The sequence below is a fragment of the Dysgonomonas sp. 25 genome, assembly GCF_010501075.1.
Taxonomy (GTDB): Bacteria; Bacteroidota; Bacteroidia; order Bacteroidales; family Dysgonomonadaceae; genus Dysgonomonas.
This window is the reverse complement of sequence record NZ_QVMN01000002.1, coordinates 17,191-30,253: the sequence shown is the minus strand read 5'-3', so window position 1 is coordinate 30,253 and position 13,063 is coordinate 17,191. Positions and strand designations below refer to the sequence as shown.

Below are 13,063 nucleotides of genomic sequence, written 5' to 3'. Positions count from 1 at the left end.
CAACTGCTATAATTATTTCAGTAATAGCGTTTTGTTTCGCTTATATTGAAACAGAAGATAGAGATATAATACCACCCCGAATGGAATAGCCGACAGAGTCATCAGCTTACGCGGAGAGTCGGATATAAACTTAGGATTGCGGCAAATGATGCTTGAACTCACATAATGCATTGCTTCGATGAATCTTCGCTTTGGTGAGGGGTGATGTTGCATAGATGCGCTCCGTAGAAATGCAAATCCCCGTGGATTACGGAAATATTGCTTATACATATTTACCGAAGAGCCATCCGCTTGATAATCGACGTAACACAATACTTCGTTCATCGTCAGCAATTCATATTTTAGGTCGATCAAGTGATATTTATACGCTAATCCAACATATTTTTCGCCTTCGAAAACCGGATATTCGGGCACGCTATTTATCACCGATGTACGATAAACCAATTTCTTATCGCCGCGCCCACCCTGCATATAAAACCCCGAAAGGGTTGTTTGGGGGGCATCAAATCGAGTACCGATTACAGTCCCGTCGTATTTCGCATCCAGGCCTATGATCCCCGCATATTTATCCGATCCTTCCTGCTTCCATTTATTTACGATAAGTTCCACTGCATTATCGGCAAGGTAATCATCGGAATCTATACACATATTCAATTCGGTATCTATCAGCCGATATGCGGCATTGTGCGCCCCGTGCATCCCCTGATTGTCTTGATAGTAATAGGTGATAGGAATCCGGCCTTCTGCTATCCAGGACTCAACCAATTCGCGTGTAGCATCCGTAGAACCATCGTCTATTATCAACCACTTGAAATCGGACAAAGTCTGGCGCAATAAGCTCCTATAACACAACTCTATGGTATGAGCACGGTTATAAGCCGGAGTGAACACGGTTAGCGTGGGCTTTCCCTTATATACAGATTCTGAAGCCATTCTACATTCTTATTTATATCAAATCCCGCCTCCGAAATTTCGCGGAAACGATCTTTACGTTCATAATTATTTATTACACACAACACCCGTTCTGCCCATTTGGCAGGAGAAAGGTTTAAGGATAGCGAATCTACAAGCTCGGGGATGATTGTTCCTTCCGCCGAGATTCCGGTGGAATTTACAACACTCAGACCTGATGCCTGTGCCTCTAATTGAGCGACACTCAAGCCTTCGAAATAGGATGGGAATAAAAAAAGATCCATGCCTTGCAATAAATCGGGAATATCGTTCCGGCTCCCCATAAATTGGATTTTATCTCCAAGTCCCAATCGGGCTGCCTTTTCCTTTACCTTATCCTCCAGCTCGCCGCCACTGCCTACCAGAACTAATAAGGCAGAGGCTTCCCGGCGAACTATCTCAACAAATATGTCTAATAGAAAAGAGTGATTCTTTTGATGCGAAAACCTCGAAACATTCCCTATAACCAAGCGGCCAGTCCAGCCATTGCAATTTCGAATTTCTGCTCTCTTGACAGGATCGAATGCCAGTGTGCGGGCATCGATAGCATTCGGCATAAATATGGCTTTATTCATCAAGTGATTTCCGAATAACCACTTTGCAGCTCCCCGGCTACAGGTAAAATAATGTGTCAGATAAGGACGCATTATCCATTTCAGGATATTCCTTGCCGGAGTTTTTATGTCAAATCCTTTATATTCGTTATGGGCATGTGCGGCTATAAACTGAATGCCCCGCTTATATGCCTCTTTGTAGAAGAAATAGCCCAACTCGGAACAATGCCCGTGTATCATTTTATATTCGGGATGAGCATCGAAAAAATCGGCTATCAGCTTTTTATACATCAGGATATGCCAAGCCTGAAAAGGAGGAAAACGGAAGATTTTGCCACCCATGCTTTCTATCTCATCTTCGTAGGCTCCCTTATCCTCGCGATGCACTACAAAGTCGAAAATTACTTTGGAGCGGTCTATCCGCCTAAGGTAATTCATGACCATCGTTTCGGCTCCTCCCCTATTGAGGATCGTGAAAAGCATTAATATTCTGATTGGCTGTCCGCTCATTGCTATCCGATTGTCGTTACTATTTCTTCTTTATCCAGTACTTCAAATTCGGAATTGTTACTTTTAAATTCGGGAACAATCCGCTTCATCACCCTGACGGTATTCGTTATATCCGTCTGATTGGCATAGTGCATAAGCTTGATTATCTTTTTCTTCAGCTCTTCCTCATTGATTTTATCAGCCTGTGCAACACGTATTTTTTTGTTCTTCGTTGCCTGCGTAGATTCGATTTCGGTCAACAGTTCCTCATATAGCTTTTCGCCGGAACGGAGGCCTGTATATTCTATTTTTATGTCTTCGTCGGGGATAAGCCCGGATAACAGAATCATCTTGCGCGCCAAATTGTCGATCTTGACTTGTTCGCCCATATCGAAAACGAAAATCTCTCCCCCTTTTCCCATAGTAGCTGCCTGCAACACCAACCTGCAAGCCTCGGGGATGGTCATAAAATAGCGGATAATGTCAGGGTGCGTTACAGTCACAGGGCCACCATTCGCTATCTGCTCCTTAAACAACGGTATAACAGAACCATTGCTGCCCAATACATTCCCGAAGCGGACAGTGATAAATTGGGTTTTGGAGCTATTATTTAATCCTTGTACGCACAATTCGGCTATACGCTTCGTAGCACCCATTACGTTTGTCGGGTTCACGGCTTTATCGGTAGATATCATCACAAATTTCTCTACCCCATAAAGTTGTGAATGACGGGCAACATTTACAGTTCCCCAAATATTCGTAAGCACCCCTTCGCACGGATTGTCTTCGATAACCGGAACGTGCTTATAAGCTGCCGCATGAAATACGAAATCGGGTTTATTGTTTTCGAAAAGGTCTTTGATTCTTGCTTCGGAACGGACATCGCTCAATATAAAACGAATATCCTGATGCGGAAATTTCTTCTGCATCTCCATCTCTAAATTATGCAATGGCGTTTCGGCAATATCCAACAGAATCAGTTGTTTTACACCAAAATAGGCCAATTGCATCGAGATTTCGCGCCCGATAGAACCAGCCGCTCCCGTTACTAAAACAATCTTGTCGCGCACCTCTTCCGATACAGCTTCCACGTCTATTGTTATTTCGTCCCGCTGCAACAAATCTACAATATCGATGCTTTTTATCTGCTGCTTCATATTGTGCTTATCCAACAAGTGAATTTCACCTGTCATCAGCATCTTTATATTGTATTCCATACAGCTGTAAACTAATCCGTCGGATTCCGATTTGAAATCTGCATAATTGGTAAATACAATATGGGTGACATTCTGTTTAACAGATAATAACAATTTGTCTAAATCTCCATCCCATGTATATACGCATACTCCTCCTATTTTGAACCCTTTTTTCTGTTGTTTCAGGCTCAATAGTCCAATCACGTTGTAGGGAATATCATCGTTGCTATTTATTTGTGAGGCAAGCAATGGAGCGTAGTTAGTATCGCCATATATCAATACATCATTTGTTTGTTTTACATCCTTGCGCAACAGCAAATAATAGATACTCACCATAAACACGCGGAAAGAGACCATGAAAAAAGCGGATATAAACAAGTCTAACAAGCCACAAATGAGGGTGTATTTTATATCGAAAACACCTTGTTTGGCAACAACGGATGAAATCAGCACACATTTGATTATCAACAAATAAAATATCCCACTCAACTCCCTAAGGGTAGAGAAGCGGATACTTCTCTTATACGACCGGAAGAGAAAAAGGAGGAGGATGGAAATGAGGACGGCCAGTGACATAATACCTCCTACCGAACTCATTATGTATCCCTTACCGTGGATAAACCAAACGAGCAACAATGCGCACAGTGTACCAAGAATAGAGAGCAATAGATCGAGTATGAATATAATACTCCGGTTCAGATATTGCAGATTGTGCAATTTCTCTCTATAGAAGTTCGGAGAAAAGAGATTTCCTTTTATCGTTGACATGTTACAAACCAGCTAAAAGGGTTGAGAAATTCGCTTCAACATTTACTCAGCATATCTACAGGAACAAACAGCTTGAAAGTGGCAATGCCTTCCAACCTCACAAATACCTTGCTATTGTCTTTATTGGTATCAACCAATTCGCCTTCGAGGCCAGTCAGGCAGCCTTTGATAATTTTCACCCGATCGCCTTTTTCGAAAGTTTCTTCCAGAACACATTTCACACCACTCTCGCATATTAATCTGAAATCGTCCATCTGTTTTTGAGGTACAACAAGCAATTTCTTGCCATCAACAGATCTCATATATGAGAGCCTTACTCCATAGTCATTGGCGATTGACATGCCCGTACGGAGATCTGTATGAATAAATACAAGATTGGGGATAACTGGTATCCAGACTTCAACATTTCGATCTCTGCGTCTACGGAATTCTTTCCTGAATGGAACGTAATTTTTTACGCCGAGCTGCTCTAATTTTGTTTTTACCAGTCTCTCTTGGTTGCGCCGGACACGGGCCGCAAGCCAAACGTTTGATTCGGGATGTGACATTAGGGATGAGTTAGGTTATTAAAAAATAATTGCTAATCTATTTGATTTCCAAATATCAAATTGTGTTATTTACTTACATTCTGATATAATAATTTAACTAATATCGGTCTTTTTATTTTCTCTCTATTTTATACTTTAATCAGACTATTCTCTCAAAATTGGCAAAGGCTTCGCCGTTGAAGGATACATAATGTTCCTCTCAAAAAAAACTTTTTTCCGTATTATCAGAAACTTACCGAAGCATATCAAAATGCCAGGTATAATTTCTACGAAAAACAATACAAAATATACGATCCTTTACAGTCTTTTCACTTTTTAACGCATATTCAGTATTGCTGCTTCATGTTTTTGTTCTTATTAGGGTCTGTCTAAATCGTCTTTCAAAAATTTTATACTCAGAGATAATATTCTTTTTATTTAAAATTCCTTTTATATAATTTATCAGACGAATAGAAATCCGTTCAAGTCTTAACAATTACAAATGTATATAAAATTAAGTTCTAAAGTTAAGACTATTTAGTTTCAACTATTACACAAATAATATAATTTTGTCAGCATAATAATATTATTACTACATTTAATCTTTATTTACAATTATTATGACAGAAATAGTCGATGTAATTTATTTTTTCTTCAATTTTATCTTTATTATGTATTCTATTTGTAAATGAGAATTGTTTTCTTTGCATAAAGATCTGAATTTGCGATACTATTAAGTTTGAAATCAAAAAGCCAATGACAAACCAACCCGATCTATTAGATGCTTTCATCAAAGCTCTTAATAGAAAAATAAGTAAGAAAAGTGAACTCGTAAACTTTGTTGCCGATTCATTGAAAATCGAAAAAGAGTCCGCTTCTCGCCGCTTAAATAAGAAAGTATATTTTGCCGTTTCAGAAATGGGAATTCTTGCTGCTAAGCTGGGAATATCCATAGATGGCATACTAAAGCATAAATATGGCTCTTCGCCTCCCACCTACGCATTGCACCAGCCCAAGAGCGTCTCATCTATAGATGGCCTGACCAATTGGATGGAAGCCGATTTAAATTTGTTGAACGGGATTTTGAATGAAGAGACAGAATATGGATTGGTTTTTAATTCCTTACCTCTCGAATTTGTCATTTCTTATCCCAATCTCTTAAAGTTTGTATATTTCAAATGGGGATATTATTATATCGGCTCCGAGGAATACAACAATTTCTCTTCATGGCAGGTTCCATCCAAATTATTATCATTCAATGAGGATATAGCCAAGATGTATAAAAAAATACACAAGATAACTTATATCTGGGATATGACCTCAATCTTCTGTTTATCTAAAGATGTAGAATATTTTAGCCATTTGAAAGCGCTCAGCGAAGAAGAGGTTAAATTAATCAGAATCGATATCCACAAGATGTTGCATGACATGGAAAAGGTATGTGACGGAATTTCCTATAATCATCTCGATTCTGATAAGATACAGATTTATTTATCTACAATCCATTTGGGAGCACAATATTCATATTATTTTTCGGACAGTAAATGTTATAGTTATTTTAATAGCTTTTTCACGAGTTCTAACTATTCAGATGATTGCGATACCTGTATACAGGTCAGGGATTGGATAAATTCGATGAAAAAAGTATGCACACTGATATCCAATAGTGGAGCTAAGGAGAGACGGTTTTTCTTCGAAGAACAGCATAAAATTGTAAATAGCATCTAAGACGCTTATAAATAAATATCTATTAATACAAAGTGAATCCCGACGCAAAGTGATGTATTACCATTGCTTTAAATCGGCATTCAAGATTTTCATTTCCTTTTCTTGATATCATATTGCTTCAATATTCAACTCCAACTCAATATGAGAGACAATTCGTCTCTTTATTCAGAAGAAATTTTCTATAATTATTTTTCAGGTTTTTGTATGAATGGTAACTATTCATATTCGACAAAATAAATGCAAAATATTACTTGGTAGTCATTTTATTGTAAAAAATAGTCAAGAAGAAGGAATATCCAGAATAATAGTTACATTTAACAATACCAATATAACCCGAAGGGCATTAGACCCGAATTCAATACCAAAGATAGATAAACAGAAATAACTTTATTTTTTATATACAACCCAATAACAGATCCTATACCATTATGAAAAGTAGTCAAAATCTCTTCGTTTCTTTTCTTGATTTATTAAATGTTAAACATACGAAAAGATACTCCGGTAAAATTTATAACGAGCATCCATACAAATATACTCTCTTTGGACTATCTAATATGTTGTCCGAATACGGTATCGAAAATGTTGCTATCAGGCTTAGTGAAGAAAAGAAAAATGTCGGGCAGTTGGAAGCTCCATTTGTAGCACACGTAGGATCAGAATTCGTCATTACCACTAAAATTTCTACAGATGAGGTTTCATATCTGTGGCATGGAAAAACGATAAAAGTATCGGTCCAGGAATTCAACGAATTGTGGAGTGGAGTCGCTCTTTTTGCTGAAAGTGATGAATCCTCGATAGAACCCAATTATAAAGAGAATCAAAAAAAATCGCTCTTTTCCAAGTTTGAAAGATGGCTATTATTGTTTGCAGGTTTAATGCTTGGAATATTAGGATTTGTAAACAATGAAATTCATAGAAATATTGGACTTTGCTTATCTCTGCTTGTAAATCTATCCGGGGTTTATATCGGTTGGCTACTGTTCTCTAAACAAATCAATTACCATAGTGAGGCTGCAGATAAAATATGTTCATTATTTAAAAAAAGCGACTGTAATGACATCCTGCAGTCACCCGCAGCCAAATTTATGGGTATAATAGGTTGGAGTGAGGTAGGATTAGCCTATTTTATGTCTAATGTCATTATTCTTCTTTTCGTCCCGCATTTGATTTCTTACCTCGCTCTTGTAAATATTTGTGCTTTGCCCTATACTTTCTGGAGCATTTGGTATCAGGGATTTAAGGCTAAGCAATGGTGTCCGCTATGCCTGATTGTACAATTGATATTGTGGCTTGTGTTTTTAGTAAATCTTGTGGCAGGATTTATCTCGATTCCTCTTTTTTCATATAGCGAAGTGCTATTTACAGGATGTATCTATCTACTTCCCATTCTAATTCTTCATTTGCTGTTGCCTCAATTAAGCGAAGGAAAAAAGAAAGACATGATGATTCAATATATGAATAGCCTGAAGATGAAAGATGAAGTCTTTTTAGCCACCTTAAAAAAACAGCCGCATTATCAGGTTGATAAAAATACATCACAAATTTTATTAGGCAACAAAGAGGCTGGCATTCTTATCACAATACTAACCAACCCTCATTGCGGGCCATGTGCCAGAATGCATCAACGCGTCGATAAACTACTAAATGAGATAGGCAATAAGATATGTATTCAATATATCTTCTCTTCTTTCTCTGAAGACCTCGACAGTAGCAATAAAATACTTATTGCATCATATCTGCATAAAGAAGATGCAGAAAGCATATTGACCGATTGGTATAAATCAGGGAAGAGTGATATTGAAGGGTTTACGAAAAAGTATGCTATTGAATACGATGGAGACGCTATAAATTCAGAATTTGAAAACCATGAAACATGGAGGACGACCAATCGCTTGGCTGCAACACCTACCATATTGATAAATGGATATGAATTACCTGATACCTACAAGATAGAAGATATCAAATATTTCACCGATTTAGTTATCGATACTAAATAACTATTGTTAATCTATAGGGCAATAGGCAATAAACTGATCATTTATTGTGATACAATCTATAGCCAAATTTTAAATTATACTACAAATGAAGAAGTTAAAGAAGTTAAAGAAGTTAAAACTTAGAGAGTATGAAATTTTAAGTAATACCGAGATGAAAATGTTGCGGGGAGGTTATGAGAATAATAACGGTAAATGTTATGCTATATCTCCTTGGGGAAGAGACCAATGTACAGGAACTTGTTCTGGAGAAGTACAATATGTGTATCAATACATAGATCAAAACTATGGAACACCACAGCAATATACAGCTACAAGAGTACGAACCTGTAAGCCAAGAACATACATAAATGAAGGAACAACCTTGATATGTGAGTGTAAATAATCTTATTAATAGGAAGTTGGTTTTTCTACTTCCTATTTTCTCACTAAATATTGATATAATTATATTTAAATTATGTTACGTATCCTAACCATCCTCATACTATTGACTATAATCCCTGTCTCGCTTTGGGGGCAAAACATAGACGGAACAACATTGATTGATTCTGTTAATGCCCGGTTCGAACGACAAGTATCTCAATTCCCACAGGAAAAGATACATGTGCAAAGCGATAGAAACAAATATATTTCGGGAGAAAAGATTTTTTTTAAAGCGTATCTCGTTTCAGCATTGAGCAATCGTCCGGCCTATGGCAGTCGATATATATATGTCGAGCTTATCTCACCTACCGATTCCATTGCGGAAAGAGTTAAAATAAGGCCGGATTCCCTTGGGCTATTTCACGGTTACCTGAATATAAGCGAAGATATTCCCGAGGGGCATTATCGGTTGCGGGCTTATACACAACATATGAGGAATATGGATCATACCTTTTTCTTTAACAAGCCAATAGAAATATACCATCCCTTATCGGCAAAATATAGCTATCAAATACAACGAGCAAAAGAGGATAAAAAAGAGACATTCCAGATAACCTATTTCGATCGTAGCAATGGGGATATGGTTTATCCTGAAAAATCATATATCAAATTCAACAACGGAAAAGCTTCGGATATTTCATTTGGGACTGATGCTATCGGTAATATCCCTGTTCGGCCGAAAGATAGGGCACAACGGGAAACCGGCCTATTGGAAACTAAAATAGACGATGTCACCTATAAGCATTATGTAGACTTCGGTACGGAAAGCAAAGATTTCGAAGTCACCTTCTTCCCCGAAGGTGGGTATATCCCCATAGGAAACAGTACGAAGGTTGCCTTCAAAGCATTGGATGAAAATGGAAATCCCATTGAGATTAAAGGAGTTTTGTATGACCAGTCAGGAAAAGAAATACAGACATTTGAAACTACTTTTCAAGGCATGGGAAGTTTTATAGTCTTTCCGTTAGACGAAACAAACCGATTTTATGCCGAATGTACCGATAAACAGGGGACTACAAAACGTTTCGAGATGCCAAAGCCCGAAAATTGTTATACGATTAACATTCTCAAAAGAAAGAAACAATTCAACATTCTCGTACAGAAATCACAGAATATAGTTGATAATGATGCAGCGTTGTTTTTGCTGATACACTTACGGGGACGGATTTTACTGAATACTGAACTTAACGCTTCCCGAAAAGGCATTGTTTTTCAACAAGATAATTTACCGTCCGGTGTTGTCCACGTTGTTTTGTACAACAGTAATTACGAAATACTGAGTGAAAGACTCATCTTTTCTCTGAATGAAAAAGATTTGGCTGATACAGAGTTTTCTACTTCCAAGAGGCAATATAAACAGCGAGAGGCAGTAGAAGCCAAGCTGAAAGTAACCGATTATACCGGAAAACCTTTAACCGGAGACCTCTCTGTGGCTATTGTAAACAGTAATGATCTGAAAACAGATAGTACACAAAACATAATATCCACTTTGCTTTTAAATTCTGATTTGAAAGGGGATGTAAGAACTCCGCTTAAAGCACTGAATATGCTATCTTATCCTGAACTACTCTCTTTAGACCTTATCATGTTGACTCATGGCTGGAGAAAATATAATATTCCAGAGGTAATAAAGGGAACAATAGCACAGCCCGAAAAATATCCTTTCGAAGATGGACAAACAATAAAGGGAAAGGTAACACATCTTTTCAAAGGAGTCAGAGATGCAACAGTCACCATAATGGCTGTACAAGATACGAATATGTATTTCGATTCGACTGTATCTGATAAAGAGGGATTTTTTGAGTTGGCTCAATTAGAATATCCTGAAAAAAGCGAACTAACAATAACAGCAGTGAATCCGAAAGGGAAAGACAATGTCGTTCTCGATGTAACAGAAAATGAAAATTTCTCTCCGGTAGGAAATAACCCTTTCCGGTATAAAATGGCTGGAAACCTACAAGATAAGGATAAGACAAATATTGTCGATTTTGTAGGGAAGGCTGATGCTAAATGGGCAATAGAAAACGGAATACGGAGTATATACCTTGCCGAGGTAGAGGTAAAAGCTAAAAGAAAGTCGAAATCGAGTTCGAGATATTATTCAGCCATCAATACAGGAACAGTAATAACCTCGGAAGAAATAGAAAAATATCACATAAATGATATGAGAAGGCTAATACTGACTATCCCATTTGTAGATATATCCAATCAAATGGGTGGGCCAAAAGTGACGTATAGAAATAGTAGTGTATTGTTGGTTGTCGATGATGTACTCCAACCTAATATTGATGTTTTTTCGCTTGATGTTAACAATGTAGAGAGTGCATTTCTTATGAGGCCAGAAGTTAGTAATACCTGGGGGCTTGGAGGACAAGGACGCGCAGCCCTGATTATAACAACAAAACGAGGAAAAATAGAATATGTAAAAGAATCATCGAACGTCAAGCACATTAGCCTCTTAAGTTATCAGCAACCAATCGAGTTTTACTCTCCTAAATATGAAACGAATGAAGAAAAAGCCTCGGAAGAAAAGGATCTGAGAACAACAATATACTGGAAACCAGATGTGCATTTAGACAAAAATGGAGAAGCTCAGATAAAGTTCTATACTGCCGATTCTGCCGGTAAGTATGATGTCATAATAGAAGGGATGTCCTCTAATGGTGAGCTAATTCATAAAAGCACTCACATAGCTGTATCAAAATAAGATCAAGAATTAAAAAAGATGGAAATATTAATCAGAATTTTAGAAGTCGACTCTAAATAACTATTGTTAATCTATAGGACAATAGGCAATAAACTGATCATTTATTGTAACGCAATCTATAGCCAAATTTTAAATAAATAATACAATGAAATTAAAAAAATTGAAGCTGCTCGATGCAGAAATTCTAAGTGATACGGAGATGAAAATGTAGTTGGTGGATATGATCTACCTCCTGTATATGTTTATGGTTCAGGAACGAATTATTGTACCAGCGAGGCGTTATTTAATTTGCCTGTTCAGTGTAGTGAAGGAGAAGCTTATAGTGGGGCAAAATGTCGGTCTGCTGATTGCAGGCAAGTTGGTCAATGTTGGATAGTTCCAATGTCATATGTCCCAAAATGTAAATTAGGAATGGGAAACCATGTATATCCATAAATATTAACTTATTTGGTAGATGCGTAAATGCATCTACCAAATAAAAAATCAATCTAATGAGAAACAAAACATATATATTGCACGTTCTTGTGGTAATCTTATTCCTTCAATTTTCATGTTCGAATAAGCCCAATGGAGACGAAAAAATAGTTTTTCTTAAGTTACAAGGAAAGAAATATGACCAATTATGGTTAAGGTCAGAATATTTAACCTTAGAAAAGCCGTATTCAAATGGTGAAATTGCTGTTCCCTTAGCATTTGAAATAGCAGGAGAGTCTGAAGATGGCTATAATTGGAAATTTGTTATACCTGATAGTTTACATAATAAACATATAGATAGCTATGCAATAAAAAAACAACCTTTCGATTTTGACACTCGTACCGAAGGTTTTATAGCATTTTCAATATCAAAAAAAAACTGTATGATACCTACATTTGAAGTGGAGAATGAAAAGATAATAATTGAGGGTACTTTTGAACAAGGAACAACAATAAGTTATGCAGATGATGATATAGCTCACATACTTACAGACACTTTCGTTTTAGCTCCTACATTCGAATATGATATTTTCAATATTGAGATAACAGAAGAAATCTCTAAAACCAGTATCGGGATTTATCTTAATTTTCCTGAATTTGGAAAAATTCCAAAAGAAAATTATCCGGAAGAATTAGCTAAGCGAATCGATTATGTAAAAAAACATCCTAATTCCGAATTTCTATTTAAGTTATTTGTCTCGGGAGGAAAATATGAAACAAAAGAGGATATGAAACTCGTATTTGATCAGTTTTCCAAAGAGTTAAAGGAATCAGAGACTGGTATGTATTTTCAAAAATACTTGACAGAAATAGTTCTGCCTATAACTTTGGATACTGTAAGAATACGAAATACAGCAACAAATCTATTCGAGCCAGTAATAAACGATAACTCCAAATATACTTTAGTGATTTTCTCAGCCTCATGGTGCGGTCCTTGCCATGGGCAGATACCTTTGTTAAAGGATATTTATAAGGAGTTATCCTCCAAAATGGAGATAGTTTATATATCCATTGACCGAGAAGAGGATGTTAATATATGGAATGAACTGATGAAAAAGGAAAGCATTCCATGGCGGAGTTTAATTGCGACAGATATCCAAAAGAAAGGGCTGAACATGGAATATAATATAGAAGGAATACCTCACTCCATATTGATATATCCCGATGGTAAACAAGAAATAATAGATGTAAGAATTAATTCTGACAGAGAAAGGTTATACCAACTCTTAAATAAATAAAAATGAAAAAAATG

General features: G+C 36.9%; 9 protein-coding genes. 5 read left to right on the top strand and 4 right to left on the bottom strand.

The window, feature by feature from the left end; translation table 11 throughout:
• Positions 1-12: 12 nt before the first annotated feature.
• The 4 genes from D0T66_RS03340 to D0T66_RS03325 are packed head-to-tail and all read right to left on the bottom strand — an operon-like array spanning position 13 to position 4,506.
• Positions 13-933, bottom strand: a complete 921-nt coding sequence (locus D0T66_RS03340) for a glycosyltransferase family 2 protein (RefSeq protein ID WP_163355596.1) — start codon at positions 931-933, stop codon at positions 13-15.
• Positions 894-2,015 (bottom strand): glycosyltransferase, encoded by a 1,122-nt coding sequence (locus tag D0T66_RS03335; RefSeq protein ID WP_163355594.1) that lies wholly within the window; start codon positions 2,013-2,015, stop codon positions 894-896. The genes D0T66_RS03340 and D0T66_RS03335 overlap by 40 nt, the downstream gene beginning before the upstream one ends.
• 2 nt (positions 2,016-2,017) lie before the next feature.
• Positions 2,018-3,958 carry a nucleoside-diphosphate sugar epimerase/dehydratase gene (locus tag D0T66_RS03330; protein WP_163355592.1) on the bottom strand — a complete coding sequence of 647 codons (1,941 nt, stop codon included), beginning with the start codon at positions 3,956-3,958 and terminating at the stop codon, positions 2,018-2,020.
• Positions 3,959-3,993: 35 nt separating this feature from the next.
• Positions 3,994-4,506, bottom strand: coding sequence for a UpxY family transcription antiterminator (locus D0T66_RS03325; RefSeq protein ID WP_163355590.1), 513 nt, complete (start codon positions 4,504-4,506; stop codon positions 3,994-3,996).
• Positions 4,507-5,241: 735 nt separating this feature from the next.
• On the opposite strand from D0T66_RS03325, the gene D0T66_RS03320 reads away from it, so the two are divergent.
• The 5 genes from D0T66_RS03320 (at position 5,242) to D0T66_RS03300 (ending at position 13,049) form a co-directional block, all read left to right on the top strand.
• Positions 5,242-6,213: a hypothetical protein gene (locus D0T66_RS03320; RefSeq protein ID WP_163355588.1), complete on the top strand. Its 972-nt coding sequence runs from the start codon at positions 5,242-5,244 to the stop codon at positions 6,211-6,213.
• A gap of 428 nt (positions 6,214-6,641) precedes the next feature.
• Positions 6,642-8,210 carry a vitamin K epoxide reductase family protein gene (locus D0T66_RS03315; protein ID WP_163355586.1) on the top strand — a complete coding sequence of 523 codons (1,569 nt, stop codon included), beginning with the start codon at positions 6,642-6,644 and terminating at the stop codon, positions 8,208-8,210.
• 85 nt (positions 8,211-8,295) lie between these two features.
• On the top strand, positions 8,296-8,592 hold the full coding sequence (locus tag D0T66_RS03310) for a hypothetical protein (RefSeq protein ID WP_163355584.1): 297 nt from the start codon (positions 8,296-8,298) through the stop codon (positions 8,590-8,592).
• Positions 8,593-8,664: 72 nt separating this feature from the next.
• Positions 8,665-11,337, top strand: coding sequence for a Plug domain-containing protein (locus tag D0T66_RS03305; protein ID WP_163355582.1), 2,673 nt, complete (start codon positions 8,665-8,667; stop codon positions 11,335-11,337).
• A 491-nt stretch (positions 11,338-11,828) separates the two neighbouring features.
• Positions 11,829-13,049, top strand: a complete 1,221-nt coding sequence (locus tag D0T66_RS03300) for a thioredoxin-like domain-containing protein (protein WP_163355580.1) — start codon at positions 11,829-11,831, stop codon at positions 13,047-13,049.
• Positions 13,050-13,063 lie beyond the last annotated feature (14 nt).

Bases quoted from the DNA above. Each gene is read 5' to 3' on its own strand.
- D0T66_RS03340 (WP_163355596.1), bottom strand. From the start codon at position 933: ATGGCTTCAGAATCTGTATATAAGGGAAAGCCCACGCTAACCGTGTTC.
- D0T66_RS03335 (WP_163355594.1), bottom strand. From the start codon at position 2,015: ATGAGCGGACAGCCAATCAGAATATTAATGCTTTTCACGATCCTCAAT.
- D0T66_RS03330 (WP_163355592.1), bottom strand. From the start codon at position 3,958: ATGTCAACGATAAAAGGAAATCTCTTTTCTCCGAACTTCTATAGAGAG.
- D0T66_RS03325 (WP_163355590.1), bottom strand. From the start codon at position 4,506: ATGTCACATCCCGAATCAAACGTTTGGCTTGCGGCCCGTGTCCGGCGC.
- D0T66_RS03320 (WP_163355588.1), top strand. From the start codon at position 5,242: ATGACAAACCAACCCGATCTATTAGATGCTTTCATCAAAGCTCTTAAT.
- D0T66_RS03315 (WP_163355586.1), top strand. From the start codon at position 6,642: ATGAAAAGTAGTCAAAATCTCTTCGTTTCTTTTCTTGATTTATTAAAT.
- D0T66_RS03310 (WP_163355584.1), top strand. From the start codon at position 8,296: ATGAAGAAGTTAAAGAAGTTAAAGAAGTTAAAACTTAGAGAGTATGAA.
- D0T66_RS03305 (WP_163355582.1), top strand. From the start codon at position 8,665: ATGTTACGTATCCTAACCATCCTCATACTATTGACTATAATCCCTGTC.
- D0T66_RS03300 (WP_163355580.1), top strand. From the start codon at position 11,829: ATGAGAAACAAAACATATATATTGCACGTTCTTGTGGTAATCTTATTC.